The sequence below is a fragment of the Enterobacter sp. Cy-643 genome, assembly GCF_011752815.1.
GTDB lineage: Bacteria > Pseudomonadota > Gammaproteobacteria > Enterobacterales > Enterobacteriaceae > Cedecea.
Window position 1 is genome coordinate 1,129,604 of sequence record NZ_VWWV01000001.1, and the last position, 25,904, is coordinate 1,155,507.

Below are 25,904 nucleotides of genomic sequence, written 5' to 3' on the forward strand. Positions count from 1 at the left end.
GGCAACAGGGGCTTAGACGGCGGCGTAGGGGTCAACGATGTCCACCTGCAGATGGGCGGCTTTCAGTTGCTCCAGCGTCTCCTGGCCAAGTGCTGCATCGGTGATAACGCGATTGAAACGTGAAATCGGGCCTAAAGTATACGGATGCACGTTGCCAAACTTACTGCTGTCCGTCAGCACGATGGCCTCACTGCCTTTCTCCAGCACAGAATTCACCACATCGGTACGCAGCATATCGCGCCCGGTAAAGCCGGTTTCCGGCAAGAAGCCGTCAATGCCGATAAAAGCCTTACTGAAATGCAGCTGCTGGATAAACTGGCGGGTAAGCGGCCCGACCATGCTTTCACTTTTCTTCTGATAAATCCCGCCGACCAGAATCACTTCACAATCCGTGTCTTTCAGCAAATGAGCGATATAGCTGCTGACGGTGATCAGCGTGACTTTTTTCTGTTCCGCCAGCGTGCGGGCAAGAAGCGCGTTGCTGCTGCCATTTTCGATAAACACGGTTTCACCATCATTCACCAGCGAAGCGGCATATTGCGCAAGCTGTAGCTTGAGGGTGTAGTTGTTCATCATGCGAGTTTCAACGTCATCGCTATCCAGCGGCACGGCAAAACCATGCGTGCGGCGAAGATAATTATTTTTTTCCAGCAGGTTTAAATCCTGGCGGATGGTGACTTCTGAAACGCCGGTTGTTTTCGCCAGAGAGGCGACGCTAACCCGGCCCTGATCGATAACCATCTGCAGAATAATTTGTTGTCTTGAGTTCATGTCAGCCAGTAGTCAGGCGGTGGGATTAACCACCGCCTTCTCGTCAAAGAGTATGTTCCGTGCGGGCTATAATATCATCCTGTGCGTCAGGAGATAAGGCCGTAAAGAAGGCCGAGTATCCTGCAACCCTTACCACTAAATCTCGATATTTATCAGGATTTTGTTTGGCTTCAAGCAGTGTTTCACGGGAGACAATGTTGTACTGAACGTGCCAGCCCTTGTGCGATTCGAAGAAGGTACGCAGCATAAACATTAATTTTTCACGATCGCGTGGGTTATCTAACGTTGAAGGGTTCAGTTTTTGGTTCAATAAAACACCGCCGAGAATTTTACTGGTCGGCAGCTTGCCCACGGAACTGATGACCGCCGTTGGACCCAGATGATCGGTCCCGGACGCGGGACTGGCTCCTTCTGCCAAAGGGGTATGTGCTTTCCGGCCATCGGGTGTTGCCATTGTGGCTGCGCCGAACGGAACGTTTGCAGAGATAGAAGAGGTTCCCGCGTAGTATGTCCCGCCAACGGGGCCGCGGCCAAAGCGCGTGTTGTGGTAGCGCTTAAGTTCATCGATGTAGGTCTGGTAGGCGCGAGCGAGCAGCATATCGACTTCGTCATCATCGTTGCCGTATTTTGGCGCGCCGTTAATTAATCGCTGGCGAAGTTGCTCGCCGCTCAGCCCGGCAAAGTCGTTGGCCAGAGCATCCGCCAGCTGCTGTTGCCCAATGATACCCTGTTCAAAAACCAGTTTTCGCACGGCAGAAAGGCTATTCCCAAGATTGGCAATCCCGACCTGAAGCCCTGAAACCCAGTCGTATTTCGCGCCCCCTTGCTTAATGCTTTTGCCTCGTTCAATGCAATCATCCACCAGCGCTGAACAAAGGATATCGTGTGCGTTTTCTTCTAATACGGTATCCACCACGCATTCGATCTCGATCGATTTTTGCGTGTAATAGCGAATTTGCTGGTCCCAGGCTTCCAGCACGTCATCAAACGAAGTGAAATTGCCTTCAGACAGCGCCTTTTGCTGCGGGAGGAAAATGTTCCCACTGGTGGCATCCCGGCCATGTTCAAGGCTTGCCAGCATCACGCGGGCAAAGTTGATGAAGCTCATGCCGGTGCAGCGGTAGCCCCATTTTCCGCCGACGGCGGTTTCAATGCAGCCGATAGCCGCATAGTCATAGGCATCTTCCCGGCTGACGCCAAGCTTAATGAATTCCTCGATAACAATTTCATCATTGTTAAACGCCGGCATGCCGAATCCGCAGCGAATCACCTGCACGCAGGCATCGAGGAAGTCGCTGCTCATCCCGGCGTGATAGCGAACGCTAAGGTTAGGCTGCGTTGAGCGCAGACGACCGCAGGATTCAAGAATGGCCCAGGAGAGCGGGTTCACGGCATCCACCGCGACGCCGTGCACCAGCGTTTGTCCACCGATGGTGACGTTTTGGTAAAGCGGGCTGCCGGCGGAGGCTTTTGAATGCGAACCGGAGCGAATTTTATTCACCTCAAGCAGCTTCAGCCAGCAGCTTTGCAGCAGCTCAATGGCCTGTTCCCGGCTGGTGGTTTGCTGTAATTCCACGTCCCGGCGGTACCACGGATAAAGGTACTGATCGAGTCGGCCAAAGGAAACGGAATGCCCGTTGGATTCAATTTGCAGCACAAGCTGAACGAAATAGCTGAGCTGCAAAGCCTGCCAGAAGGTAACGGGCGGATGACTGGCGATATGTTCGCAGTTTTCAGCGATCGCCAACAGCTCGTCCCGTCGGGTTGCGCGTGGCTCTTCTTCCGCCATTTTCTTCGCCAGCGCCGCGTAGCGCTGGATATGGTCGCTGAGGGCCGCAAAAGTTTTATCAATGGCCTTCAGGAACTGCTCTTTGTGCAGGTCGTCCCAGTCGGTAAGCTGCAAACGCCCGCGTCGCTCGGCGACTTTCTCGCGCAGACCACGAATACCCAGCTCGAGCAGAAGCGGGAAATTAACCGCCAGGTGAGCGTCACCTGAAGTCATATTGCCTTCTGCTTTTATGATCCCGGTCGCCAGCAGCGCCTTTTGTTCGTCGGTAAACATGCCATAGCAGCGATCCTGCACCGTTTGCCCGCGCCACCAGGGACAAATTTCATGCATGACGGCTTTGTCCTCGTCGGAAATTGAAAACCCGGCGCCAGGACGGTCACCAAGCTCGTCGATTTCACTCTCAATCCAGCCCACGGTATATTCCGGGAAGAACGGCGCCCCGCGGACATGGCTGGCCTGATTCCCGACGATCAGCTCGTCGTGTTTGATCCAGATGGTTCTCTCCGCCAGATGATGGGCCAGCGCCATCGCGCGGCGAACCGGCAGCGGTTTATCCTGATGCTGCTGGTATACGGCAGTGTAGTGGCGGGCACGCTCGGTGCAGACCGGCGGCTTAACGATATGTATCAGCGCCGCTTTGTGCGCTTGTATACGTGGGCTGAGAAAGTTCAGGTTCAGTTCGGTCATGATGATTATCCTCTAATCCAGGCTGTCATGCCTTTTTGGCTGGCGTACTGTTCGGCGAAGTGCAGAAGGTCTGGTGCATCAAGCGGCCTGCTGGCGGCCAGGTAGGGCTGACCCAGCAGGTTGTATTTGTTAATCCCTAAGGTGTGATAAGGCAGAAAATGAATGGATTTCGCGCCAATTTCGTCGGCGGCGAAATCGCTAATGGCGCGGATGGAACGTTCATCGGCGTTAAAATCGGGAATCAACGGCACGCGGATGGTCATCTCTACGCCGCGGGCGGCCAGCTTGCGAAAGTTATCCATCACGCGTTCGGCGTTGCCGTCGGTCCACTGCTGAAAGCGCGCTTTGTCTACATGCTTGAGATCCGCCAGCAGCAAATCCAAAAAAGGTAATGAAGGTTCAATGTATTTCCACGGCACGTGCAGGCAGGATTCCACGGCGGTGTGCAGGTCGGCTTCTTTGCTGCGCTGGAGCAGTTCACGCGCCAGGTCTGGCTGCATAAAAGGTTCCCCGCCGGAGAGCGTGATGCCGCCGCCGCTTCGGGCATAAAAAGGTTTGTCGCGCAGCACGGTGGCCATAATAGAATCCGCCGTTTTCACTTCGCCGCAGACGGTCAACGCCTGGGTAGGGCAGCACGCTCGCAGGGCATTGATCGCGTTTGCATCGAGTTTGCCCCTGGCAATAAGCAGTTCGTTGTCTACACGGGAAATCACGTCCGGTGCAGCCTGCTGGCAAAGTTCGCATCCGTTGAGGCACAAACGGCGGTCCAGCAAAACGTCGCATTCGCGGCTACGGCTCTCGGGATTCTGGCACCAGCGGCAGCCTAGCGAGCATCCTTTCAGGAAGACGACCGTACGGATCCCCGGGCCATCGTGCGTGGAGTAACGCTGAATATTGAACAGCATGGCATCTTCCTTCTTTGTTTCTTTCGTAAATTAAATTACTTTCGAATGAAGGCTATATTGATATTGATCAGCTAAACAATCGACAGTCGGGTTATGATGCGCTCAGTGAGAGATGACTCTAATTCTGGAGAGCGTAATGGAACTGTATTTAGATACCGCAGATGTTGCCGCCGTTAAGCGTCTTGCCCGTGTTCTGCCGCTGCAGGGCGTAACTACCAATCCATCCATCGTTGCCAAAGCGGGAATTTCCCTGTGGGAAGTGCTGCCTGCGCTGCAGGACGCGCTGGGGGGGGAAGGTCAGCTGTTTGCTCAGGTGATTGCGAACCGGGCTGATGAAATGGTGAAAGAGGCACAGCTGCTAACCACGCGGGTGCCGGGGCTGGTTGTTAAGATTCCCACTACGCCGGAAGGCCTGGCGGCACTTAAACAGCTTAAAGTCCTCGGGATCCCAACGCTGGGTACGGCAGTTTATGGCGCGACGCAGGGGCTACTGGCCGCGCTGGCGGGCGCTGAATACGTTGCGCCTTATGTGAACCGGCTGGATGCTCAGGGCGGGGACGGGATTCAGATGGTACAGGATCTCCAGCAGCTTCTGACGCTGCATGCCCCTGACGCGAAAGTGCTGGCAGCCAGCTTCCGCACGCCGCACCAGGCGATGTCATGTCTTTTGGCCGGCTGCGAAGCGATCACGCTGCCGATTGATGTGGTCGAACAGATGCTGGTCACGCCTGCGGTGACGGCGGCGATAGACGGGTTTGAAAAAGACTGGCAGGGTGCTTTCGGCTCATTAACGCTCTAATCAGTTACGGCCACCGTTCGCGGTGGCTTCCACCTAAAGCCTATTTAATGCAGGAATCCAGCACTTTCAGGATCACATCCAGATCTTCTTCACGCTTCACTTCGTATAGTTCCCGGCAAAACGCTGGCGCGGATTCAACACTGTGGCGAGAAGAGCGCCTTACTTTTAGTATCCTGATTGCGGCGATGGGAATTTATATGGCCATCCAGGGCTGGATCGGTCTGGTTCACTGAACGCTTTCATTGCGATCGTATAAAAAAGCAGCCTTTATTTTGGGCTGCTTTTTTGGCCAGAAAATTTAAATTTCCCAGGGCGATTTTTTTTGCTCGCCGTCCTGCTTGTTTTCATCGTTATTTATGCTCAGCAATTCCGCTTTGAGGATCTCAAGGTTGTTTATCGCGGAGGCATAATCTTTGGCAACCAGAATATCCAGCACGGTATCAATACGTTTGGCAAGCTGCTGTGGATTCAGTGTTGGCATGGTTAATCCTGTCTGTGTTAGGGAATGAATCATTTATCCATAATGCAAAAAATAGCCGTTAAAGAGAAGGGCAGTCGGCGAATTCTTAGCCTTATTCTTCAATAAATTATCGCACAACATATAAGCATTAATTATTAATCTTTGCGCTGCATTCATCAAACTACGGCCGTGGATTAGTCTGATCCTGCGATTACCGCACATTCATTTAATGAGGATCTGGCTATGACAGTTATCAATCAACCAACCTGCAAACTCTTTACTGATACTGCACGTTTTACTCAACTGTCTGGATATTACGAAGAAGAACGCCGTACCGTCTGGATGATGCTTCGTGCCCGCCCGCGTCCCTGCTTCAATCACGGACTTATCGAGGAAATAATGAACCTGGGATATATCGTCCAGAAGGCCGGATTTAAAGTCGATTTCTGGGTTACCGGCTCGCTGGTCCCCGGAATGTACAATACCGGCGGCGATTTAGGCTTTTTTGTGGAAACTATTCGTAATGGGCGTCGGGAGGCACTTCGCGCTTATGCCCGCGCCTGTGTGGACTGCGTGCACGCTGCGTCTCGCGGTTTTGATACAGGGGCGATCAGCCTGGCGATGGTTGAGGGCAGTGCCCTTGGCGGCGGATTTGAGGCGGCACTCGCGCACCATTTCCTGCTGGCGCAGCGCGATGCCAGGCTGGGATTCCCGGAAATTGCCTTCAACCTGTTTCCCGGGATGGGGGCGTACTCTTTGGTTGCTCGCCGCTCGGGCATGAAACTTGCCGAAGAGTTGATTTATAAAGGCGAGTCACACACGGCGGAGTGGTACCAGCAGCACGGGCTGGTGGATCAGCTGTTTGAGCCGGGGCAGGGATACCTGGCCACGCGCACCTTCATCGATACCCTGCAGCCGAAACTTAACGGCGTGAAGGCCATGCTGCGCGCGCGTCAGCGTGTGTTACAGCTGCCGCGCTCAGAGCTGATGGACATCACCGAAGACTGGGTGGATGCCGCATTCTGCCTTGAGGACAAGGACATTGCCTACATGGAACGGCTGGTCATGCTGCAAAACCGCCATACGTCGACGACTCTGCGTAAAGCGGGCTAGCGCTTTGTTCTGGCCTGATACCGCTTAAACCAACGCTCGAACACGGCTGCGGGCATTGGTTTTGCAAACAAGAAACCTTGCCGTTCGTTGACGCCGTTCTTGGTAAGAAAGGCGTCTTCTTTTTGGTTTTCCACGCCCTCGGCGATGACCTGTAAATTCAGTGCCTGTGCCACGGCCACAATGGCTCTCACCAGCGACTGAGACACGGAATGTTTATGCACGTCACGCACAAAGGACTGATCGAGCTTAATGGCATCGATAGGGAAGCGCGCCAGCTGCGATAAAGACGAGTACCCCGTGCCGAAGTCATCCAGGTGCACCTGCGCGCCCAGCTGGCTAAACTGCTTGATGACCGACAGCGCCAGCTCTTCGTTCTCAATAAGACAGCTTTCGGTCAGCTCAACGTCAATCGGGCAGTATTCAAAATTCAGATCCTTCAGCGCCTGCTTGAGATCGCTAAAAATAGTCTGATCGGCAAGCTGGCGGGCGGACACGTTAACCGCTACGCGTAAATTAATGCCTTTGTCCCGCCATTTCGCCACCTGCTGCACGACGCTAACCATCACCCAGCGCCCAAGCGGCACAATCAGGCCGGACTCTTCCGCATAGGAAATAAAGCCATGAGGAGGAATCAGGCCCCGCTCCGGCGACTGCCAGCGTACCAGCGCTTCCAGGCTACGGACTTCACCGCGCCAGGTCATTTTCGGCTGATAATGGATCACCAGTTGATCGTTATCCAGCGCTTTACGCAGATTGGTGTCCAGCCACAAATACTCAAATACCCGCTGGTTCATCTCGGGAGAGAACACACAAAACTTCCCGCGGCCGCTCTCTTTGGCGGTGTACATTGCCGTGTCGGCGTTGCGAATCAGATTCTCTCGTTCATCTCCGTGCTGCGGCGCGAGAGAGATACCCAGCGAACAGCCGCTGTAGACCTCAATCAGGCCAATCCTGAAGGGCTGCTTCAGGCGGGTCAGAATGCGGGAGGACATCGCTTCCAGCGAGCCCTGAGAGGTGTTTGTTGCCAGCACGATAAATTCATCTCCCCCGAGACGCGCCAGCACCTGGCCTTCCTCAAGGCAGCTTAAAATCGCCAGCGACACGGCCTGCAGCAGCTGATCGCCAAACATATGGCCGTAGGCATCGTTCACTTTTTTAAAGTTATCGAGATCCAGATAGACGATACCAACCTGCGTGTCGCCCCGTTTGGCGATGGCATCGGTGATCAGATCGTAAATGGCGTTGCGGTTAGGCAGCCCGGTGATGGTATCGGTATTGGCCAGCACCCGCAGTCGCTCCTGCGCGCGGCGCTCTTCGGTAATGTCGGTGCCGGAGCAAATCAGGTAGATTTCGTTTTTGCCGCTGCCGCTGTGGACAAACTTGTTGCGGAACAAAAACAGCCGTTGGCCTTTCCGGGTTTTGACCCAACGCTCAACCTCATAGGAGCTGCCGTTGCGAAAAAATCCGCTGATATTGCGCTTTGAGGCGGCGGCTTCGCTGCGGCTCATAAACAGTTTGAAGACGTTCTGACCGATGACCTCATGCTCTTTCATCCCGGTGTATTCTTCACTTAACCGGTTGAAGCGCTGGATATTTCCCTGTTTATCCAGAATGACAATGACGGAATTCGCTTCAGAGACAACCTGCTCGGCAAAAGAGAGGCCCTGCACCAGGTCGCGAGCCACCGAATGGGTGTCGTGCCAGGCCGAGGCGGTGCCCGCCCACTCGCGTTTAGACACTTTGCGGCCGACCATATGCACCGGGACTTCAATGCCGAACAGCGACAGCGTCATGGTCAGGCTGGAGGTGATCACCGTCATCTGGCGAATCTCGTCGGCCTGGGTCATATCCAGCGCCACCACCTGGCCGGTGTCTGAATCTTCGCTGGCCGCCAGCTGGAGGGCGTTGCTGTCCGCCGGTAAACGCCAGTAGGGGCTGGTCGTCCCCAGGTAACGATAAAGCAGGTTCTGCTCCAAATCGTCTTTCATTCGTGCTCCTGAGCCTCAGGGGAAAATATCACCTAAATCTATTATTTATAGTAGCAACAGACGGCCGATGTTAAAGCCCCGGTAATGAGGAAAAGATCTTGTTTTTGCAGAGGATGTGCAATATATCTGCACATTGAGATGACAGAAATGAAAAAGCCGGGCAGAGCGCCCGGCTTTATAGGGTGAAAATCAGAATCAGGCAGCAGGGCGAGCGATAACGCTGCGGGTTTCCATGCGAACTTCCGCGATAGTCACGTCAATAACGTCGGTCACTTTATAAACCACTTCGCCCTTAATCTGCACGGTGCCGTTTTCCTGGCTGCAAACCAGTTCATCACGTACCGTGTGGATGAACGGTGCAGGGATAAATGCCACCGCGCCGTTGTCCACCAGGCGTACGCGCATCCCGCCGCGGCTGACGTCGATAATCTCTGCTGCGAAGCGGATATCGGTGCCGGCTTTCGGGCTCAGGAAGCGGGCGTACAGCCAGTCGCCCACGTCACGCTCGGCCATTCGGTTCAGGCGGCGACGTTCCGCCATCTGGACGGTGGTTTCTTCCGCCGGACGGGTCGCCGTTTCACCTTTAATAATCGCTTTCAGCAAGCGGTGGTTAACCATATCGCCGAATTTACGGATTGGGGAGGTCCAGGTGGCATAGGCTTCGAGGCCAAGGCCGAAGTGCGGGCCTGGCTCGGTGCTGATCTCTGCGAACGACTGGTAACGGCGAATGCGGCTGTCAAGGAACCCGGTTGGCTGAGCGTCCAGTTCGCGGCGTAGCTTGCAGAAGCCTTCCAGCGTCAGGACTTCCTGCGCGTCCACGGTGATGCCGTGGGTTTGCAGCATGGTTGCCAGCTGTTCAGTATTGGCCGGATCGAAGCCGGTATGAACGTTATAAATCCCGAAGCCCAGCTTCTCGCGCAGCACGATGGCCGCACAAACGTTCGCCGCAATCATCGACTCTTCAACGATCCGGTTTGCGATACGACGCGGCTCGGCCACGATATCCAGCACTTCGCCTTTCTCGCCCAACACAAAGCGGTAGTCCGGCCTGTCTTTAAAGACCAGGGCATGGGTTTGACGCCATTCGCTGCGGGCCAGGCAAACGCGATGCAGCAGGCGAATTTGCTGTGCAATAGCGTCGCTCTGTGGCTGCCAGCCACCTTTCTCTTCCAGCCAGTCAGACACGTCGTCATAAACCAGTTTGGCTTTGGACTCGATGTTCGCGGCGAAGAAATGAATGTCGCTGGCGATAGCGCCGTCCTGCTCAATGGTCATACGGCAGGCGAGGACAGGGCGGACAACGTTGGCGCGCAGGGAGCAGAGATCGTCCGACAGCTCGCGCGGCAGCATTGGAATGTTGAAGCCAGGCAGATAGTTGGTAAAGGCACGAATTTTGGCGATGCCGTCGAGCTTGCTGCCTTCTGCGATCCACGCCGTTGGGTCAGCGATGGCCACGGTAAGCTGCAGTTTGCCGTCGGCAAGGTCTTCAACGTACAGCGCATCGTCCATGTCTTCGGTGCTGGCGCTGTCGATGGTGACAAAATCCAGCGACGTTAAGTCTTCGCGCACCAGACCGTCGTCAAGCATCTCGGTGGCGACGCCGTCCGGCGCTTCGCGTTCAAGATTGTGACGTGACAGTGTCACCCACCACGGCGCCAGGTGATCGTCGCCGAAGGTGATGAATTGGGTTAACTCGGCGTAGAAGCCGCGGTCGCCCTTCAGCGGGTGACGGCGCATTTCAGCTACCGCCCAGTCACCGTTCTGGAAGTCATGGGTCACGTCACGAGCCGCGCGGCACTGAATGGCATCTCTCAGCAGCGGGTGATCTGGCACAATCGACAGGCGGTCGTCTTTTTTCTGAACGCGGCCAACAAAACGCGTCAGGAAGGGTTCGATAAGCGTTTCCGGCTCTGCGGACTCACGGTCTTTATCGGTGTGGATGACGGCGCTGATACGGTCGCCGTGCATCACTTTTTTCATCTGCGGCGGTGGAATAAAGTAGCTTTTATTTGCGTCGACTTCGAGGAAGCCGAACCCTTTTTCCGTGCCTTTCACCACGCCTTCAGCGCGTGGAGTCTGAGAATGCAGTTGCTGTTTTAGCTGCGCGAGCAGCGGGTTATCCTGAAGCATATCGTTTCGTTTTCGTGGCCAAAAGAGCGGCTGACAGTTTTACGCGAAACCGTACCTTGCGGCAAGCGCTGATTGCCGTGAAGGCTTATGGATTCAGCGCTTGAGCGGTATTTCCCAGGCCAATTTTCAGGCGATTTATCCACCCGGCCAGCCCGGCACTAACCAGCAATTTCAGCACCTGCTGCTCGCTAAAACCTTGCTCATACAAAGGTTGAAGCTGCGCGGCGCTAAATCTGTCCGGGGCGCGGGTTAACAGCTGCACGGCCTGAATAATCGCTTTTTCACGAGGGTGATTGTGACTCCAGGCGTTAAGTGCCCGTTCCCCGTTGCGCATCGCATCCGGTAATCCAGCATCTCCCCGCCAGGCCGCCGCGGCATCGCTAAAACAGGCTGCGCTGCCGTTAATCCGTGACGTCAGCATCACCACCAGCATCACATCGTCTGGTTGCTGCGCGGTGGTCTGCCAGAAGAGACGGGTCAGCTGGCTGAGGTAAGAAAGTGCGCGCTCATCGTGGGCAAGCAGCCAGGCAATATCACGCAGGGTGCGCAGCGGCTGGCTGATGCTCAAGACTTCCAGCTGTTCCGGACGGGCATAGCGCATTTCAACGGGCGCCAGCCCCGGAAGCCAGTTGACCGGATACGGCGTAAACAGGGCAGGTTCCGCGTCCTGTTGCCCGCCCAGTCCCGGCAGCCAGCGAACGGGCAGCCCCTGCAGCGCTTGCCAGACGGCAATGGCGCGCGCCTGGAAGCCAACGAAGCCGATAATCTGGGTGAAGGAGACAATATCGTCCACCGAGAGACCGCATTCATCCAGCTGTGTCAGGGCGCTATCGTTGATAAGCGTGGGGTGGCTGGCAAGCTGGCGGGCAAACTGGGTGATCTGAGTCAGACGACGATTGCTTTCCCGGGAGGAGTCGGGACCGGGCTGGGGGGCAAGGCGAGCGGCATAGTGGTTACAGAGGCGCTGGACGCCATAGACCTGCGCGACGGTCAGCGCCGTGCTCAGGCGATCGTAGCTGCTCAGGGTGTGTAAACGCGTCACGCTAATACTTTCCGGCAGCAGCACGTCGGCAGCGGCTCGGGCGGCATTAAGCCACGGGGTTTCAACCATCAATTGCGCTTCAGAAGGGACTACATCAAGCAGAAAGCGGTCTTCAACCTGCGCTGCTTCGGGAACTAAAGGCAGTACATCCGCCGGGCACAGACTGGACTGGGTTTCATGATACCAGTGGCTTTTACCAGAAAAGCGGCGTTGTTCCATGGTCGTTCCTTGGTCAAAAAGTTTGCAGACCCGGATACAACGTGGATGCCGGGCCTGGTTCGCTGTTTTATCCTGGCGCAAGCTCGGGAGGTGACAAAAGAATGATCGGTGATAATAAATATCGGAAAGGTATAACTAAATCGGATTCAGGCGAGGAATGCAGGGGGAAATAGCGAAACGGGCCGCAGCCCGCTTCGCTCAGGAACAGAAATTAATCTTTCAGTTCCAGCTCGTTCATGGCTGCGATGCTGAAGCCGCCGTCAACGTGAACCACTTCCCCGGAGATACCGGCAGACAGGTCGGAACACAGGAAGGCTGCAGAGTTACCTACGTCTTCGATGGTTACGGTGCGACGAATTGGGGTAACGGCTTCACAGTGAGCCAGCATTTTACGGAAATCTTTGATACCGGACGCCGCCAGAGTACGGATTGGGCCAGCGGAGATGGCGTTCACGCGCACGCCTTCTGGACCCATGGCATTAGCCATGTAGCGAACGTTAGCTTCCAGAGACGCTTTGGCCAGGCCCATCACGTTGTAGTTAGGGATAGCACGCTCTGCGCCCAGGTAGGACAGGGTCAACAGGGCGGAACCTGGGTTCAGCATTTCACGGCAAACTTTTGCCATGGCAACAAAGCTGTATGCGCTGATGTCGTGGGCAATTTTAAAACCTTCACGGGTAACGGCGTTCACATAGTCGCCATCCAGCTGGTCGCCCGGGGCGAAGCCGATGGAGTGAACGAAACCGTCAAATTTCGGCCAGCTTTTCGCCAGTTCGGTAAACAGCGCTTCGATGCTCTCATCTTCAGCTACATCGCAAGGCAGCACAATGCTTGAACCCAGCTCGGCAGCAAAACCTTCCACACGGCCCTTCAGCTTTTCGTTCTGGTAGGTGAATGCCAGCTCGGCGCCTTCGCGGTGCATCGCCTGTGCAATACCGTAGGCAATGGAGAGTTTACTGGCGACGCCAGTGATCAGAATGCGTTTACCGGTAAGAAAACCCATAGCTTTAATCCTTAATAGTCATTGTTGTGGCGGCCAGCAGGTGAAAAAACAGGCAGGCCGACGTTAAGACCGGGCGATTCTAACATGACTCCCGCGTAAGCGTTAATCCGACCACTTTTCCACGACATAATTTGAGCCTCAGGGGTGTTGGCTGCACGCCCACTTCTCAATCACTTACTTCAGTAAGCTCCTGAAAACTGCTCTCTTGCCGCCTACCCGCAACGCAAATTATCTAGTAGAAGTTGGGGGAGAATGATCGTGGCGAAGTAGTCTAAATTAACGATCCCTACGCCAGGCGTCAGCGGTTAAGGCCTCGCCGAAGTGGCTGTTAATCAGCCGTTTAGTCAATTCATGCAGCGGGGAGGCAAGCACATCGGCCGTGCTGCCGCGCTCTACCACTTCGCCTTCGTGCATCACCATCACCTGGTCGCTGATGTGCTTCATCATGCCAATGTGCTGAGTCACGTAAATATAAGAAATGCCTTGTTTTTCCTGCAGCTCAAGCATCAGGTTAATCAGCTGTGAGCGCATGGACATATCCAGCGACGCCAGCGCTTCATCGGCAATAATGACCTTCGGCCTGAGGATCAGCGCGCGGGCCAGACCCAGACGCTGTTTTTGCCCCGGCGCCAGCATATGCGGGTAATAGCTGGCGTGGTCCGGCAACAGGCCAACCATGCGTAAGGTGTCCAGAATGCGCTTTTGCCGCAGTTCTGGCTCAAGTTCCGTGTTTAGCCGCAGCGGGAAGTCGAGAATCTGCGAGATGCGCTGGCGCGGGTTTAGAGACGTACTGGGATCCTGAAATATCATGCGGATCCGCTGGCTGCGCCAGGAGTAATCGCCGAAGTGGAGAGGGTGATCGTCAATCACCAGTTCGCCGGTGGTCGGCTCAATCATCCCCGCCAGCATTTTTGCCAGCGTAGACTTACCCGAGCCGTTTTCTCCGATAATCGCCAGCGTCTGCTTTTCGCGCAGCGTAAAGCTCAGCGGCTTTACCGCTTCGACGTGCTGACGGTGGAACAAACCGGTACGGTAGCGAAACGTCTTACTTAAATTGCGGACTTCCAGCAGCGTTTCGACCATTACTGACTCTCCATATTCAGCGGGAAATGACAGGCATACAGGTGATTTTTGGCCCCTTCGAGCCTCGGTGCCTCAATGCATTTACGCTGGGCATAAGGACAGCGCGGCCCAAGGCGGCAGCCCATCGGCAATTGCTCCAGCAGCGGAATTGCGCCCGGCATGGTGTTCAACCGGCTCTTGTGCGGCATCGGGCTACCAAAATCAGGGATCGCGCGGATCAGCGCCTGGGTATACGGATGGTGCGGCGTGGCGACCAGCTCTTCGCTCGTGGAGCTCTCCACAGTTTGCCCGCAGTACATCACGTTAATTTTATCCGCCCACTGGCTTAGCATCTGCAGGTCGTGGCTAATCAGCAAAATGGTGGTGTTGTTGTTCTGATTAAGTCGTGTTAGCAAACGGAAGATCTGCGACTGCGTGGTCGGCTCCATGGCGTTGGTGGGTTCATCCGCAATCAGCAGGCGCGGCTGATTTGCCAGCGCGATGGCGATCATCACCTTCTGGCATTCGCCTTCCGTCAGTTCGTACGGATAGCTGCCCATGGCGTCTTTGTGATCTTTAATCCCCACGCGGTGCAGCAGTTCTATAGCCCGGCGTTTTCGCCAGCCAAAGCGCTGCCACCAGCGGCCTTTATAAGTCCAGCCGGGAATATTCTGAGTCAACTGACGGCCAATTCTTTCGGAAGGATCCAGACAGGACTGTGGCTCCTGGAAAATCATCGACACGTTGTGCCCCACCAGGCGGCGACGCTCACGCGGCGAAAGCCGCAGCAGGTCGATATCGTCAAAGCGCATACGGTCGGCGGTGACCCGCCAGTTATCTTTGGTGACGCCACAGATAGCTTTCGCGATGAGACTTTTTCCGGAGCCGGATTCGCCGACCAGGCCGCGAATTTCACCTTCGGCCAGCGTCATACTCACGCGATCGACGGCCTTTACCCAGCCTTCGGACGTCATGAATTCGATGGTCAGGTTGCGGATATCAAGTAGCGGCATTATTGCACCCCCGCGTTAATCGCGCGGCGCAGGCCGTCGCCAAGCAGGTTAACCAGCAGGACGCTTATCATGATGGCGGCGCCGGGCAGCATGACCGTCCAGGGCGCAACGTAAATCAGCTCCAGCGCATCGCCGAGCATCGCGCCCCATTCTGGGGAAGGGAGCTGTGCGCCGAGATCGAGAAAACCGAGCGCAGCAATGTCCAGAATCGCCATCGACAGCGCTCGCGTGATTTCCGTTACCAGCGTGGCGGTAATATTAGGCATGACGGCAAACCAAAGAATATTCAGCGTGGAAGCACCATCCAGGCGGGCGGCGACCACGTACTCTTTTTCCAGTTCATCGTGCACCGCGCTGTAGACTGAACGCACCATGCGCGGCAGCAGCGCCAGCCAGACGGCAAACATCGCGTGACTGAGATGCGGCCCGGCAAAGGCGACTACAATAATCGCCAGCAGCAGGGAAGGAATCGACAGCAGCGTATCGAGAATGTGGTTCAGCACCGCGGAGCGCAGGCCGTGGGTCGACCCGGCAATCACGCCGAGCACGATGCCGCAGATTGTCGCTGCGAGCGTGACGACAAACGCGCCGCCCACCGTCGGGGCTGCGCCGCTCAGCAGGCGGCTCAGCACGTCGCGGCCGAGATCGTCGGTACCGAGGAAGAACGAAACTTCACCGTAGCGGGACCAGGACGGCGGCAAAAGCTGGTAGCCCAGAAACTGCTGGTCAATCTGATAAGGGGCAAAAAGGCCACCGAACAGGCACAAAATGGCCAGGCCGCCGCAGCCGTAGAGGCCAATCATCGCGGTGGTGTCGCCATAAAACTTTCGCCACGTCAGGCGCAGCGTGCTTGGCGGTCGCTTTTCGCGGTAGACGCTATCGTAAGGCATACCATTCCTTATGCTTCAGTGGGTTGGCCATAGCGCCCAAAATATCGGAAAGCACGTTAACAATAATCACCAGTGAGCCAATCACCATCACTCCGGCGGAAATCGCCATGTAATCCTGCTGGCGAATGGCGTTAATCAGCCAGCGGCCCAGGCCTGGCCAGCTAAAGACCACTTCGGTGATCATCGCCAGCGTCAGCATGGTTGAAAACTGCAGGCCCAGGCGAGGGATCACCGGCGGCAGCGCGTTGTGAAGGACGTGGCGATGCAAAATAGTGAAACGGGAAAGCCCGCGCGTAGCGGCGGCTTTGACGTAATTCTGATCGAACACTTCGATGGTGCTGATGCGCATCAGGCGAATCACTTCGGTGGTCGGGGCAACGGCCAGAGCGGCGACCGGCAGCACCATATGGCGCAGGGCGCTGACGATCATTTCGTTACGATAAGGTGAGTCCGAGAGCCACGCATCCACCAGCGCAAAACCGGTGACGGACTTGACCTCATAAAGCAGGTCAAAACGCCCTGAAACCGGGAACCAGCCCAGCGTCAGCGAGAAAAACAGCGTCAGCAGCAGCGCCAGCCAGAACACCGGAATCGAAAAACCGATCAGCGCCAGGGCGCTGATCAGCCTGTCCTGCCACTTATTGCGCATGATGCCCGCCAGCATTCCGACCGGAATACCGATCAGCAGCGCCAGGCCGAAGGCCAGAATGCACAATTCCATCGTCGCCGGGAACACGTCGCGTAGCTGCTCGTTAATCGACTGGCCGTTGATGCTGGAAACGCCAAAATCCCAGTGCAGCAGACTCTCAAACCAGAACACCCAGGCGTTCCACAGCGAAGCCCCCTGCAGCGGTGCGTGGGGAGTAAAATAGTTGAGGCTAAAGCCGACCATCGCCAGAAACAGCAGGGTGATCAGCAGCAGCAATAATCGCCGTAGCGTAAAGATGATCATTCTTTTTTCGCCTCTTCATTTTCCCTGGACACGCCCGCAAACGAGGCGTTGCCGAACGGGCTAAGCACCAGACCTTTCATGTCATAGCGGTAGGCCTGCAGCCTTAACGACGAGGCCAGCGGCAGTACAGGTAGCTCGGCGGACAGAATATCCTGCGCTTCGTTATAGGCCTCAATGCGGGCGGAAAGCTGCTGTGAAGAGAGGGCTTTTTGCAGCACGCTATCGAAATGCGGGTTGCACCAGCGGGCATAGTTAGTTTGTGAGCCAATCGCCGCGCAGCTCAACATCGGGCGGAAGAAGCTGTCCGGATCGTTACTGTCCGTTGCCCAGCCGGCAAGCGTTAGATCGTGGTTCATGTCCATTAGCCTGGCCTCCTGGAAACGGCCCTCCATCGGCACGATAATCACTTTCACGCCAATTTGCGCCATATCAGCCTGAATAAGCTCGGCGGTTTTCAACGGGCTTGGGTTCCAGGCCTGAGAACTGGTCGGCACCCACAGACGAAGTTCCAGTTTATCCACGCCCAGCGCTTTCAACTGCTCACGAGCTTTCGCCGGGTTGTATTCGGTGATTTTTGCGTCGTTATCGTAGGCCCAGGAGGCGCGAGGCAAAATGGATGCGGCCGTTTCTGCCGTGCCGTAATAAATAGACTGCATCAGGCGCTGATTATTAATGGCCAGGGACAGCGCGTGGCGAACGGCCGGATTATTCAGCGGCGGCTTGTTGGTGTTAAACGCCAGATAGGCGATATTCATGCCCGGGCGCAGCGTCAGGCGCAGACGCGGATCGTCGCGCAGAATAGTTAGCTGGCTTGCCGCAGGCCAGGCCAGCACGTCGCATTCGCCGGTGAGCAGTTTGGAAAGACGGCCGGTGCCGCCGGAACCCAGATCGACCACCACCTGCGGCATCAGCGGTACGCCGCGCCAGAAGTGCTGGTTGCGCGCCAGGCGAATGTACTGCCCGGCGCGGTATTCGCTGAGCAGGAAAGGTCCGGTGCCGACCGGCTGCCTGTCCATCAATTCCTGGTGGTCAGCTTTGGTCAACTGGGCGGCGTATTCGGCAGACATCACGGACGCATAATGGGTCGCGAGGTGCCAGAGGAAGGAGGCATCCGGCTTGTTGAGGCGGAATTCAACGGTGTTGTCATCCAGTTTGCGAACGCTTTTCACCGTTTCCGGGAACTGGAGGCTGTCAAAATAGGGATAGCTGCCGCCGTTAACGTTATGCCACGGATGGTTGCGGTCGAAGATACGCTCAAAGGTAAACACCACATCATCGGCGTTTAACGCGCGAGAGGGCTTAAACCATGCCGTCGTCTGGAACTGGACATTGTGGCGCAGGTGGAAGCGGTAAGTGGCACCGTTATCCAGCACTTCCCAGCTTTCCGCGAGTTCAGGCACCAGGCGATAGGTATAAGGATCGACGTCCAGCAGCCGGTCATAAAGCTGCGCCGCCAGCGTGTCAACGGTCAGGCCGCCGCTGGTCATCTGCGGGTTAAAGGTGTTGACCTGCCCGTTGACGCAATAAACAAAGCCACTGCGGCGAATATCTGCCGGTTTTTCAGCGGTTGCAGCGGCACTTGCCGCGCCGCTCAGGCAGCATAAACCCAGTAACAGGGAGGAGAGCATTCCGCGCATAAGTTTTTGAGTTATCTCAAGTGATGGGCAAAGTGTATCGCACTCTTGCCTTCTCCCCAAAATTACTGGTGACGATCGGCAATTTTCTGCGCAGGACGATGAAAAAAACGCCGTTCAGTCCGGCGTCAGGCTGCTTAACTGGTGTTTTTTCAGCATCGCTCGTAGCTGATGATAACTCACGCCCAGCAGTTCTGCAGCCCGGCGCTGGTTAAAAGTTGCCTGCTTCAGGCTTTGTTCCAGCAGTTTTTTTTCCTGTTCGTTTTGCCAGCTTCGCAGATCGAGCGGCAGGCCCGGCAGGCTCGTCGGAGCCGTTTGTCTGGCCTGATGTAGCGGGGCAGGTTTATGAGTGAAAGGGTTAAGGATAATGTTGTCCAGCGCTTCATCGCTTGAGCCGTGGCGGTACACCGAACGCTCGACCACGTTTTTCAGCTCGCGGATGTTGCCCGGCCAGCCATAGTTAAGCAGCGTCTCGCAGGCGCGGTCGGTGAAGCCGGGGAACAGCGGCAGATTAAGTTCCCGGCACATTTGAATCGCAAAATGATCGGCCAGCAGCAGGATATCCGAGCGTCGCTCGCGCAGGGGCGGGAGCATCACTACGTCAAACGCCAGCCTGTCCAGCAGGTCGGCACGGAATTTTCCTTGTTCAGCCAGCTCAGGCAAATCGGCGTTGGTGGCGCAGACCAGGCGAGTGTTCACCTGCAGCGGCTGGCTGCCGCCCACGCGCTCAAGTTCACCGTATTCCACCACCCGCAGCAGTTTCTCCTGCACCAGCATTGGGGCCGTGGCCAGCTCATCAAGAAACAGCGTGCCGCCTTCCGCGCGCTCGAAACGCCCCTGATGGCGCTTTTGTGCGCCGGTAAACGCGCCGGCTTCGTGGCCAAACAGCTCGCTGTCCAGCAGGTTTTCATTCAGCGCCGCGCAGTTGAGGGAGATAAACGGCCCCTGCCAGCGCTGGGAGAGGAAATGCAGGCGGTTGGCGATCAGTTCTTTCCCTGTGCCGCGTTCGCCGATAACCAGCACCGGCTTATTCAGCGGAGCCAGGCGGGAAACCTGTTCCATCACCTCCAGGAAGCTATTAGCCTCCCCGATGAGGCTGTCCTTATTTTCAGGCATGGTTAAATTCCCTAATAGTTAGTTAATTTAACCACTATAGCGGGTTTTGTTGGAGCGTCAAATTTCAATGAATCCTTATTAATCAATGAAATAAAAAGTTGGCACGGATGCTGCAATATTCAGCCAGAGCAGCGTGCTTTGCACCTGAGATAATGACTAAGAGGATTGAATTATGGGTATTTTTTCTCGTTTTGCCGACATCGTGAATGCGAACATCAACTCCCTGCTGGAGAAAGCGGAAGATCCGCAGAAGCTGGTGCGCCTGATGATTCAGGAAATGGAAGACACGCTGGTGGAAGTGCGTTCCACCTCAGCCCGCGCGCTGGCCGAGAAGAAACAGCTGAGCCGCCGCGTCGAGCAGGCGACCGCACAGCAGGCCGAATGGCAGGAAAAAGCCGAACTGGCGTTGCGTAAAGAGAAAGAAGATCTGGCGCGTGCCGCGCTGATTGAAAAACAGAAGCTGACAGATTTAATCGTCACGCTGGAAAATGAAGTTGTGCACGTGGATGAAACGCTGGCGCGCATGAAAAAAGAGATCGGCGAGCTTGAAAACAAGCTGAGCGAAACTCGCGCTCGCCAGCAGGCGCTGACCCTGCGTCATCAGGCTGCCTCTTCTTCGCGCGATGTTCGCCGTCAGCTGGATAGCGGTAAACTGGATGAAGCGATGGCGCGGTTCGAATCTTTCGAGCGCCGCATTGACCAGATGGAATCCGAGGCGGAAAGCCACGGGTTTGGCAAACAGAAATCGTTGGATACCCAGTTTGCCGAGCTGAAGGCCGATGATGAAATCAGCGCTCAGATAGCGGCGCTGAAAGCAAAAATGAACCAGGATCGTCAATAATAATCCAGGCCGCGGTGCGCAGGGCGTACCGCGACGCAAGCCTGACCTGTAAGGAGTACACATGACCGCGCTTTTTCTTGCTATCCCGCTGACCATCTTTGTGCTGTTCGTGGCGCCGATTTGGCTGTGGCTTCACTACAGCAACCGTTCTAACGGGGAGCAGCTTTCACAGAGTGAACAGCAGCGCCTCGCCCAGTTGACCGATGAGGCGCGACAAATGCGGGAGCGTATTCAGTCTCTGGAACAGATCCTTGATGCCGAACACCCGAACTGGAGAAACAACTAATGGTGAATTCATTTTCCGGTCGTAAGCTGTGGCGCATCCCTGAAAAAGGGATGATCAAAGGGGTTTGCGCGGGCATTGCGCAGTATCTTGATGTCCCGGTGAAGCTGGTGCGCGCCATTGCGATTTTATCGATATTCTTTGGCCTGTCGTTCTTTGTGCTGGTGGCCTACATCGTGATGACATTTGTGCTGGATCCGATGCCCTACGGTGCAGATGAAAAAAACGCCCAGCCCACCAGCCGCGATCTGCTGAATGCGGTGGATGCGGAGCTGGCTGCCGGTGAGCAGCGTTTACGCTCGATGGAGCGCTACATTACGTCTGACACTTTCACGTTGCGCAGCCGTTTTCGTCAGCTGTAAAACAACCCTCACCCTAACCCTCTCCCTGAGGGAGAGGGGACAAACAGGCGCGATTCTGCCACTGAGGGAGAGGGGACAAACAGGCGCTATTCTGCCATTGAGGGAGAGGGCATAAACAGGTTTTCTCCCTCTCCTGGGGGAGAGGGCCGGGGTGAGGGCGACCAGGCTCAACGGCTGGCCCACAACGCAATTAACCGCTTTTGGAGAGACTATGACTACATTCCATTCCGTCAGCCAGAAAGCTAAACCAGGCCTGAAACTTGCCGGGAAGCTTGCTTTACTTGCCGCGCTGCGGTTCGGCCCGGCGGGTTTTGCGGCGTGGGCGATAAAATCCGTTGCCCGTCGTCCGCTTAAAATGGTGCTGGCCGTGGTGCTGGAGCCGTTACTGACCCGCATCCTGCGTAACGTCTCAGATCGTTACGATCGCCGCATGGCAAAATAACCCTCCTCGCGCAGGGATCCCTCCTGCTTAATGTTTTGATTCTCGGTAATCAGCCCCATTTGATATTATCAATAAAGCTATTTTCTGCAGCGGAAGGCAATCAGGACGCTTATGAACCGACTCAAAAACGAACTTAACGCCCTGGTAAACCGGGGCGTCGATCGTCATTTACGCCTCGCGGTAACCGGGCTGAGCCGCAGCGGTAAAACCGCATTTATCACCGCGATGGTCAACCAGTTGCTGGGCATTCACACCGGCGCACGGCTGCCAATGCTTAGCGCCGCGCGTGAAGAGCGTTTGCTCGGCGTTAAGCGCGTGCCGCAGCGCGATCTGGGCATTCAGCGTTTCACCTATGATGAAGGCATGGCGCAGCTGTTTGGGACGCCTCCGGCCTGGCCGACGCCGACTCGTGGCGTAAGCGAAATGCGCCTTGCGCTTCGCTACCGCTCCAACGATTCGCTGCTGCGCCACTTCAAAGACACGTCCACGCTTTACCTGGAAATTGTGGATTATCCGGGGGAGTGGCTGCTCGACCTGCCTATGCTGGCGCAGGATTACCTGAGCTGGTCGCGCCAGATGACAGGCCTGCTGCAGGGCCAGCGTGCCGAGTGGTCGGCGGAATGGCGTCGCCTTTGCGAGGGTTTAGATCCTCTCGCTCCCGCCGATGAAAACCGCCTGGCGGCGATTGCCGAAGCGTGGACCGACTACCTGATGCGCTGCAAAAAAGAAGGGCTGCATTTTATTCAGCCGGGGCGTTTTGTGTTGCCCGGAGACATGGCGGGCGCGCCCGCGCTGCAGTTCTTCCCGTGGCCGGACGTGGACAGCTTTGGTGAGTCGAAGCTTGCCCAGGCGGATAAGGGCAGCAACATCGGTACGCTGCGCGCGCGTTTTGATTACTACTGTGAAAAGGTGGTGAAAGGGTTCTACAAGAACCACTTCCTGCGCTTTGACAGGCAGATTGTGTTGGTGGACTGCCTGCAGCCGCTCAACAGCGGGCCCCAGGCGTTCAACGACATGCGGCTGGCGTTAACCCAGTTAATGCAAAGCTTCCACTACGGGCAGCGCACGCTGTTCCGTCGCCTGTTTTCCCCGGTGATCGATAAGCTGCTGTTTGCCGCCACCAAAGCCGATCATGTTACGGTAGACCAGCACGCTAACATGGTTTCTCTCCTGCAACAGCTGGTGCAGGACGCCTGGCAAAATGCGGCCTTCGAAGGCATCAGTATGGACTGTATGGGGCTGGCTTCCGTGCAGGCGACGCAAAGCGGCATGGTGGACGTGCAGGGGGAGCAAATCCCGGCGCTGCGCGGCAATCGCCTGAGCGACGGTGCGCCGCTGACGGTGTATCCGGGGGAGGTGCCTTCGCGCCTGCCCGGCAATGCTTTCTGGCAAAATCAGGGTTTTCAGTTTGAGCAGTTCCGCCCGCAGGTGATGGACGTTGACCGTCCGCTGCCGCACATCAGGCTGGACGCGGCGCTGGAATTTTTAATTGGAGATAAATTGCGATGAGCGATCCTATTAAACCGCGCATCGATTTTGCGCAGCCGCTGGAGGCGGAAAAAGAGCAGGACTGGAAAGCGGCACACGCGTTCAGTGAACCGGAAGCGCAAAAGTTTACCCCGGTCACCACCCGCGTTGAAACGCTCGCCGACGAAGAAGGGCAGGCCGAGGCCGTTATTGAAGCTGCTTTAAGGCCGAAACGCAGCCTGTGGCGCAAAATGGTGACAGCCGGACTGGCGCTGTTTGGCGTCAGCGTCGTGGCCCAGGGCGTACAGTGGACCCACAACGCTTTTGTGACTCAGGACTGGATCGCGCTTGGCGGTGGCGTTGCCGGAGGGCTTATCGTTGCGGCTGGCGTCGGCTCGATTGCCAGCGAATGGCGGCGGCTGTGGCGTTTGCGCCAGCGTGCCGAAGAGCGCGACGAGGCCCGGGAGCTGCTCGCCAGTCACGGCACCGGCAGAGGGCGAGCGTTCTGCGAAAAACTGGCCAGCCAGGCCGGGCTGGACAAAGGCCATCCGGCGCTGCAGCGCTGGTATGCCTCGATCCATGAAACCCACAACGACCGGGAAGTCGTGGCGCTTTATGCCCAGCTTGTTCAGCCGGTGCTGGACGCGCAGGCCCGGCGTGAAATTAGCCGCTCGGCCGCCGAATCCACGCTGATGATCGCCGTCAGCCCGCTGGCGCTGGTGGACATGGCATTTATTGCCTGGCGCAACCTGCGCCTGATCAACCGCATCGCCACGCTGTACGGTATCGAACTGGGCTATTTCAGCCGTATTCGCCTGTTCCGCCTGGTGCTGCTGAATATTGCTTTCGCCGGGGCGAGCGAGCTGGTGCGTGAAGTTGGTATGGACTGGATGTCACAGGATATAGCCGCCAGACTTTCGGCCCGCGCGGCGCAGGGTATTGGCGCCGGGCTGTTGACTGCCCGTCTGGGCATTAAGGCGATGGAGCTGTGTCGCCCGCTACCCTGGCTGGAAGATGACAAGCCACGGCTGGGCGATTTCCGCAAACAGCTGCTGGTTCAGCTGAAAGAGACGCTGGCCTCCGGGAAAAACAAACCAGCAAACTGAATCGGTTAGATTGATCTAAAGGGTAGCTTCGGCTGCCCTTTGTTGTTTACAGCTTACGTATAAATTTCACGCTTGTTGACCAGTGGTTTGTCTTTTAGTGTCAACATTTCATGACAGGCATCTTCTTGCCAACGGCTAACTGCGTTATTATCCCTGCAACTCTATGAGGTCCTTCAGCCTGGCTGAAGGTCGTATAGGCCGTTTTCCGTAACATAAGGTCACCTGCATGCGTCTGGAAGTCTTTTGTCAGGACCGCCTTGGTCTCACTCGTGAACTGCTCGATCTGTTAGTGCTGCGCGGCATTGATTTGCGCGGTATCGAAATTGACCCGATTGGGCGTATTTACCTTAATTTTTCCTCCCTTGATTTTGAATCTTTCAGCAGCCTGATGGCGGAAATTCGCCGCATCCCTGACGTTACCGACGTGCGTAAAGTGCCGTGGATGCCTTCCGAACGTGAACATCGCGCCCTGAGCGCACTCCTTGAAGCGCTGCCGGAGCCGGTGCTGTCGCTGGATATGCGCAGTAAAGTTGAACTGGCCAATCCGGCAAGCTGCGCGCTGTTCGGGCAAAGCGAAGATCGTCTGCGTAACCATAATGCGGGCACGTTGATTAGCGGGTTTAACTTTACCCGCTGGCTGGAGAGCGAACCGCACGATTCCCATACCGAACATGTTGTGATCCACGGGCAAAACTTCCTGCTGGAGATCACCCCGGTTCATCTGGATGGCGAAGATAATCAGCCGCTGCTGGTTGGCGCGGTTGTTATGCTGCGCTCTACCGTGCGCATGGGACGCCAGCTGCAAAACCTCTCCAGCAGCGATTTCAGCGCCTTTGACCAGATTGTCGCCGTCAGCCAGAAAATGCGTCATGTGGTTGAGCAGGCGCGCAAACTGTCGCTGTTGAATGCCCCGTTGCTGATTGTGGGCGATACCGGCACGGGCAAAGATCTTCTGGCCAATGCCTGCCACCTGAGCAGCCCGCGAGCGCAAAAACCTTATCTGGCGCTGAACTGCGGCTCCATTCCTGACGATGTGATCGAAAGCGAACTGTTTGGTCACGCGGCCGGAGCTTATGCCAACGCCGTCGAAGGCAAAAAAGGCTTCTTTGAGCAGGCCAACGGCGGGTCGGTACTGCTGGATGAAATCGGTGAAATGTCGCCGCGTATGCAGACCAAACTGCTGCGCTTCCTGAACGACGGCACGTTCCGTCGCGTCGGCGAAGAGCATGAGGTGCATGTTGATGTCCGCGTGATTTGCGCGACACAAAAAAATCTGGTGGAGCTGGTGCAGAAAGGCGAGTTCCGCGAGGATCTCTATTATCGCCTCAACGTGCTGACGCTGAACCTGCCGCCGCTGCGCGATCGCCCGCAGGATATCATGCCGCTGACGGAACTGTTTGTGGCGCGCTTTGCCGACGAGCAAGGGGTGCCGCGGCCTAAACTGTCACACGATTTAAGCAGCGTGCTGACCCGCTACGGCTGGCCGGGCAACGTGCGTCAGCTGAAAAATGCCATTTATCGCGCGTTAACTCAGCTGGAAGGTTACGAGCTGCGCCCGCAGGACATTCTGCTGCCGGACTTTGACTCGGCCAGCCTGGCCGTGGGGGAAGAGGCGATGGAAGGCTCGCTGGACGATATTACCAGCCGCTTTGAGCGCTCGGTATTGACGCAGCTTTACCGGAGTTATCCAAGCACGCGTAAGCTGGCAAAACGGCTGGGAGTTTCCCATACCGCGATCGCCAACAAGCTGCGTGAGTACGGACTGAGCCAGAAGAAGGGCGAAGAGTAAAAACAAAAAACCCCGGAAATCCGGGGTTTTCTTTTCATACA

The 25,904-nt window shown here is 56.3% G+C and carries 23 protein-coding genes; 9 read left to right on the top strand and 14 right to left on the bottom strand.

Going from position 1 to position 25,904, the window contains the following annotated elements; all coding sequences use genetic code 11:
* Positions 1-12: 12 nt before the first annotated feature.
* From yciT to F3J29_RS05300, 3 genes are read right to left on the bottom strand one after another with little or no spacing between them, the layout of a single operon-like run.
* Positions 13-771, bottom strand: a complete 759-nt coding sequence (gene yciT / locus F3J29_RS05290; protein ID WP_166863591.1) for a DNA-binding transcriptional regulator YciT — start codon at positions 769-771, stop codon at positions 13-15.
* A 43-nt stretch (positions 772-814) separates the two neighbouring features.
* Positions 815-3,247 (bottom strand): formate C-acetyltransferase/glycerol dehydratase family glycyl radical enzyme, encoded by a 2,433-nt coding sequence (locus F3J29_RS05295; protein ID WP_166863593.1) that lies wholly within the window; start codon positions 3,245-3,247, stop codon positions 815-817.
* Positions 3,248-3,252: 5 nt separating this feature from the next.
* Positions 3,253-4,152, bottom strand: coding sequence for a glycyl-radical enzyme activating protein (locus F3J29_RS05300; RefSeq protein ID WP_166863595.1), 900 nt, complete (start codon positions 4,150-4,152; stop codon positions 3,253-3,255).
* Positions 4,153-4,288: 136 nt separating this feature from the next.
* Here F3J29_RS05300 and fsa point away from each other — a divergent pair, with 136 nt between their 5' ends.
* Positions 4,289-4,951 carry a fructose-6-phosphate aldolase gene (gene fsa / locus F3J29_RS05305; protein ID WP_166863597.1) on the top strand — a complete coding sequence of 221 codons (663 nt, stop codon included), beginning with the start codon at positions 4,289-4,291 and terminating at the stop codon, positions 4,949-4,951.
* Between the two features lie 298 nt (positions 4,952-5,249).
* Here fsa and yciZ read toward each other — a convergent pair whose 3' ends face one another.
* Complete coding sequence (gene yciZ / locus F3J29_RS05310) at positions 5,250-5,432, bottom strand: protein YciZ/DeoL (RefSeq protein ID WP_166863599.1); 183 nt, start codon at positions 5,430-5,432, stop codon at positions 5,250-5,252.
* 222 nt (positions 5,433-5,654) lie between these two features.
* Here yciZ and F3J29_RS05315 point away from each other — a divergent pair, with 222 nt between their 5' ends.
* Positions 5,655-6,524, top strand: coding sequence for a crotonase/enoyl-CoA hydratase family protein (locus F3J29_RS05315; RefSeq protein ID WP_166863601.1), 870 nt, complete (start codon positions 5,655-5,657; stop codon positions 6,522-6,524).
* On the opposite strand, the gene pdeR is transcribed toward F3J29_RS05315, so the two are convergent.
* From pdeR to pspF, 10 genes are all read right to left on the bottom strand, one after another.
* Positions 6,521-8,512 carry a cyclic di-GMP phosphodiesterase gene (gene pdeR / locus F3J29_RS05320; RefSeq protein ID WP_166863602.1) on the bottom strand — a complete coding sequence of 664 codons (1,992 nt, stop codon included), beginning with the start codon at positions 8,510-8,512 and terminating at the stop codon, positions 6,521-6,523. The two genes, F3J29_RS05315 and pdeR, sit on opposite strands and share 4 nt — an antisense overlap.
* A gap of 195 nt (positions 8,513-8,707) precedes the next feature.
* Positions 8,708-10,642, bottom strand: coding sequence for an exoribonuclease II (locus tag F3J29_RS05325; RefSeq protein ID WP_166863604.1), 1,935 nt, complete (start codon positions 10,640-10,642; stop codon positions 8,708-8,710).
* A gap of 85 nt (positions 10,643-10,727) precedes the next feature.
* Positions 10,728-11,903, bottom strand: a complete 1,176-nt coding sequence (locus tag F3J29_RS05330; RefSeq protein WP_166863606.1) for a CMD domain-containing protein — start codon at positions 11,901-11,903, stop codon at positions 10,728-10,730.
* A 211-nt stretch (positions 11,904-12,114) separates the two neighbouring features.
* Positions 12,115-12,906 carry an enoyl-ACP reductase FabI gene (gene fabI, locus F3J29_RS05335; RefSeq protein WP_039294025.1) on the bottom strand — a complete coding sequence of 264 codons (792 nt, stop codon included), beginning with the start codon at positions 12,904-12,906 and terminating at the stop codon, positions 12,115-12,117.
* A 276-nt stretch (positions 12,907-13,182) separates the two neighbouring features.
* A complete protein-coding gene (gene sapF, locus F3J29_RS05340; protein ID WP_166863608.1) occupies positions 13,183-13,989 on the bottom strand; it encodes a putrescine export ABC transporter ATP-binding protein SapF in 807 nt (268 codons plus the stop codon).
* Complete coding sequence (gene sapD / locus F3J29_RS05345) at positions 13,989-14,981, bottom strand: putrescine export ABC transporter ATP-binding protein SapD (RefSeq protein ID WP_166863610.1); 993 nt, start codon at positions 14,979-14,981, stop codon at positions 13,989-13,991. Before sapD ends, sapF begins: the two co-directional genes overlap by 1 nt.
* Positions 14,981-15,871: a putrescine export ABC transporter permease SapC gene (gene sapC, locus F3J29_RS05350; protein ID WP_008461347.1), complete on the bottom strand. Its 891-nt coding sequence runs from the start codon at positions 15,869-15,871 to the stop codon at positions 14,981-14,983. The genes sapD and sapC overlap by 1 nt, the downstream gene beginning before the upstream one ends.
* Complete coding sequence (gene sapB, locus F3J29_RS05355; protein WP_166863612.1) at positions 15,858-16,823, bottom strand: putrescine export ABC transporter permease SapB; 966 nt, start codon at positions 16,821-16,823, stop codon at positions 15,858-15,860. The genes sapC and sapB overlap by 14 nt, the downstream gene beginning before the upstream one ends.
* Positions 16,820-18,460 carry an ABC transporter substrate-binding protein SapA gene (gene sapA, locus F3J29_RS05360; RefSeq protein ID WP_166863614.1) on the bottom strand — a complete coding sequence of 547 codons (1,641 nt, stop codon included), beginning with the start codon at positions 18,458-18,460 and terminating at the stop codon, positions 16,820-16,822. Before sapA ends, sapB begins: the two co-directional genes overlap by 4 nt.
* Positions 18,461-18,574: 114 nt before the next feature.
* Complete coding sequence (gene pspF / locus F3J29_RS05365) at positions 18,575-19,573, bottom strand: phage shock protein operon transcriptional activator (RefSeq protein ID WP_166863616.1); 999 nt, start codon at positions 19,571-19,573, stop codon at positions 18,575-18,577.
* Between the two features lie 172 nt (positions 19,574-19,745).
* Here pspF and pspA point away from each other — a divergent pair, with 172 nt between their 5' ends.
* The 7 genes from pspA (at position 19,746) to tyrR (ending at position 25,863) form a co-directional block, all read left to right on the top strand.
* Positions 19,746-20,414, top strand: coding sequence for a phage shock protein PspA (gene pspA, locus F3J29_RS05370; RefSeq protein WP_038471992.1), 669 nt, complete (start codon positions 19,746-19,748; stop codon positions 20,412-20,414).
* A gap of 61 nt (positions 20,415-20,475) precedes the next feature.
* Positions 20,476-20,700: an envelope stress response membrane protein PspB gene (gene pspB / locus F3J29_RS05375; protein ID WP_045782743.1), complete on the top strand. Its 225-nt coding sequence runs from the start codon at positions 20,476-20,478 to the stop codon at positions 20,698-20,700.
* Complete coding sequence (gene pspC, locus F3J29_RS05380; protein ID WP_166863618.1) at positions 20,700-21,059, top strand: envelope stress response membrane protein PspC; 360 nt, start codon at positions 20,700-20,702, stop codon at positions 21,057-21,059. Before pspB ends, pspC begins: the two co-directional genes overlap by 1 nt.
* Positions 21,060-21,270: 211 nt before the next feature.
* Positions 21,271-21,501, top strand: a complete 231-nt coding sequence (gene pspD, locus F3J29_RS05385; protein ID WP_085539994.1) for a phage shock protein PspD — start codon at positions 21,271-21,273, stop codon at positions 21,499-21,501.
* Positions 21,502-21,612: 111 nt separating this feature from the next.
* Positions 21,613-23,010 (top strand): YcjX family GTP-binding protein, encoded by a 1,398-nt coding sequence (locus F3J29_RS05390; protein WP_166863620.1) that lies wholly within the window; start codon positions 21,613-21,615, stop codon positions 23,008-23,010.
* Complete coding sequence (locus tag F3J29_RS05395) at positions 23,007-24,074, top strand: YcjF family protein (protein WP_166863622.1); 1,068 nt, start codon at positions 23,007-23,009, stop codon at positions 24,072-24,074. Before F3J29_RS05390 ends, F3J29_RS05395 begins: the two co-directional genes overlap by 4 nt.
* Before the next feature lie 226 nt (positions 24,075-24,300).
* Positions 24,301-25,863 (top strand): transcriptional regulator TyrR, encoded by a 1,563-nt coding sequence (gene tyrR / locus F3J29_RS05400; protein ID WP_008461360.1) that lies wholly within the window; start codon positions 24,301-24,303, stop codon positions 25,861-25,863.
* Positions 25,864-25,904: the final 41 nt, after the last annotated feature.